General features: G+C 33.8%; 4 protein-coding genes. 3 read left to right on the top strand and 1 reads right to left on the bottom strand.

Annotated features, from left to right (window positions below):
* The 3 genes from ACY65O_RS04985 to ACY65O_RS04975 form a co-directional block, all read left to right on the top strand.
* Nucleotides 1–215 (top strand): hypothetical protein (locus ACY65O_RS04985; RefSeq protein ID WP_462219747.1); only part of this gene is annotated, 215 nt, incomplete at its 5' end.
* Nucleotides 216–271: 56 nt separating this feature from the next.
* On the top strand, nt 272–1,315 hold the full coding sequence (locus tag ACY65O_RS04980) for a sensor histidine kinase (RefSeq protein ID WP_462219746.1): 1,044 nt from the start codon (nt 272–274) through the stop codon (nt 1,313–1,315).
* Nucleotide 1,316: 1 nt separating this feature from the next.
* Complete coding sequence (locus tag ACY65O_RS04975) at nt 1,317–2,078, top strand: LytR/AlgR family response regulator transcription factor (protein ID WP_462219745.1); 762 nt, start codon at nt 1,317–1,319, stop codon at nt 2,076–2,078.
* Nucleotides 2,079–2,133: 55 nt separating this feature from the next.
* Here the strand turns inward: ACY65O_RS04975 and ACY65O_RS04970 are convergent, their stop codons facing one another.
* A complete protein-coding gene (locus ACY65O_RS04970; protein ID WP_462219744.1) occupies nt 2,134–2,526 on the bottom strand; it encodes a retropepsin-like aspartic protease in 393 nt (130 codons plus the stop codon).
* Nucleotides 2,527–2,876 lie beyond the last annotated feature (350 nt).

Here is a 2,876-nt window from a genome sequence, read left to right as displayed (position 1 = left end):
CAGAGCCAATTTTCAGCAGCGGTACAGAAGGAAAGATTGGGGATTACTTTATTTATACTGATAAAAAACTTAAACTTCTTACCAAAAAAACAGTAGCCTCATTTATTGACACAGATCTTATTGGTTGTGCTGCAGCCATTGAAAAAGCAAAAGCTGCCAACGGCGATATTGCTAAAATGCAGGAGGCGGTTGAAATATATAACCTCAGCAACTGATAAATGCATTTAACCAATACATTGAAAGACTGTTTTGAATTTTATATCTTTACAATATGCAGAAACACAATTGCAGGATAGGATTTAACGACGGTTTGCTTATGGCTATCGGTATTCCGTTATTTAGTCTTATTATTCCAATTGTATTTTTTAATTGCCGCTTCAACAGGCCGCCATTTCTTACCTGGGAAAAATATTTTACTACATTACTCATTACCTCCTTAATATGGCTTGGCAACAGGTTCATTATGGTTTACAGCCGCAAAAAATTTCCGCTTTTTTATGATGTAAGAAAACGCCTGATATTTCAATCCGGATTGATGTTTGTTTTTACAGTTACTGCAAATACTATTATGGGTATTTTTACAGAAAATATTTTTAAAGATGAGCATATAAATTTAAGTAATGCAGATATCATTATCCATTCCAACTCTGCTGCTATTTTTAGTACCATTATGATTATTGCTGTTTACGAAAGCATTTTTTTTATGCGCCAGTTACGGCATTCTGTAGAAGTAACCGAAAATCTTAAACGGGAAAGCCTGAAAGCACAGCTTGATGCCTTACGTACACAGGTAAACCCACATTTTCTTTTTAATAATTTAAATACCCTCAGTTCCTTAATTCCTGAAAATCCAAAACATGCGGTTGATTTTGTACAACAACTCTCCAAAGTGTACCGACATATACTTGAAGTAAAAGATGAAAAAAGTATTTTATTAAAAGACGAACTGGAGGTTTTGAATGCTTACACATTTTTATTAAAAACAAGATTTGAAAAAAATCTGGAAGTAAATATTAATATCCCGCCAGAAAAAATGCAGCAAAAAATTGTGCCGCTTTCTTTACAGATATTAATGGAAAATGCTATTAAGCATAATATTGTTTCATCGGGCAAACCATTGCAGATAAATGTTTTTACAGAAAACGGAAGCCTAGTGATAAGCAATAACCTGCAAATGAAAAACCAGATCAATGAATCGACAGGTATTGGACTGGATAATATACGCAACCGCTATAAATTAATAAGCGAAAGACCGGTAAAAGTAACCGAAAGCGAAACTAATTTTACTGTTTCTATTCCATTGATTGATAACTGACATGATGAAAGTAATTATTATAGAAGACGAAATACCTGCAGCTAAAAGGCTTGCTAAATTACTCCACAGCTATAATGAAGAAATTGAAATTGTACATACATCCGACAGTGTGGAATTGAGTGTGCGCTATTTAACCACTGCACAAAATATCGATTTAATTTTTATGGACATTCAGTTGGCCGATGGATTGAGTTTTGATATTTTTGAAAAAGTAAAAATAACCACTCCTGTTATCTTCACCACCGCTTTTGACCAATACACTCTAAAAGCATTTAAAGTAAACAGTATCGATTATTTATTAAAGCCCATCGATGAAAAAGAGCTGTATCAATCTTTAGAAAAATATCAATTACTTTATCCAAAAGCTTCTACTAATTTTTCGGATAAAATATTAAAGCTGATGCAGGATATGAATGCCGTAAAATATAAAGAGCGCTTATTAATAAAACGAGGGCAACAATTAAGTTATTTAAAAACAGAAAGTGCAGCCTATTGTTTTGCCGATGGGAAACTTTGTTATGCAGTTGATTTTAACGGCACAAAATTTTTGCTGGAAAACAATCTTTCACAATTAGAAGACCAATTGCAACCCGATAATTTCTACCGCATTAACCGGCATTTATTAGTAAATATAGAAGCTGTAAAAAAAGTGCACACCTGGCTTGGCGGCAGATTAAAAGTAGAAGTTTGCCCTGTAACAACTGCCGAAACTATTGTAAGCCGGGAAAGGGTGAATGGATTTAAAGAATGGCTTGGGAGGTAAAAAGGAATTAGGGATTAGGAATTTGTAATTAGGAGAAAAGCTTTCAACACACTAATTAATCTGGTAAAATACTTTTCAATTGCATCTTGGCAACTTTAGGATCTACCTCTACTGTATCATGTTCAAAATTTAATTTAATGCGCCACTTTTGCATAGTGGCAGCACCAATAATGGCTTCTTCACTTAAACTTGGTACTACTAAAAACTCATCGCTAAGTAAAACATCATTCAAATAAAAATCTAACAAAACCCTGTATTTTACTTCTATCACATGCCCTATTGCGGCTGTTGAAATAAACCTTGGTTTACCAATGCTTTCTTTGTTTGCTAAACCTTCAACAAAATCCGGGCTGATGCAAGACAAATTTGCACCGCTATCAAACAGCGTATATAAATTCTTTTCCCCTTTAGAACCAACAAAAAGAAGTGGATGTTTTATTACTAACATTTCTTTTTTTATAAAGATACTAAACAAATATGGTTAAGGGTTTGTATTAACACCTAATTACAAATTCCAAATTACTAATTGCTTTTCTCCTTTTCCTCCTCCCACTTCCCTCTCCCCCATCCTTCAATTACATGTTTTTCGCTGTGGTAACTTGATCTTACTAAAGGGCCGCTTTCTACATAATCAAAACCTAGATTATATCCAATTTCCCTGTATTCGGCAAACTCATCCGGATGTACAAAACGGGCAACTGGTAAATGATTTATTGTAGGCTGCAGAAATTGACCGATAGTTAATACATCTACAATGCTGGCGTAAAAATCTTTTAAAGATTGAATTACTTCTTATTT

The sequence above is a fragment of the Ferruginibacter sp. genome (assembly GCF_031430955.1).
GTDB lineage: Bacteria > Bacteroidota > Bacteroidia > Chitinophagales > Chitinophagaceae > Ferruginibacter.
The sequence above is the reverse complement of the archived record's forward strand: the minus strand, read 5'-3'. Positions and strand labels throughout refer to the sequence as shown.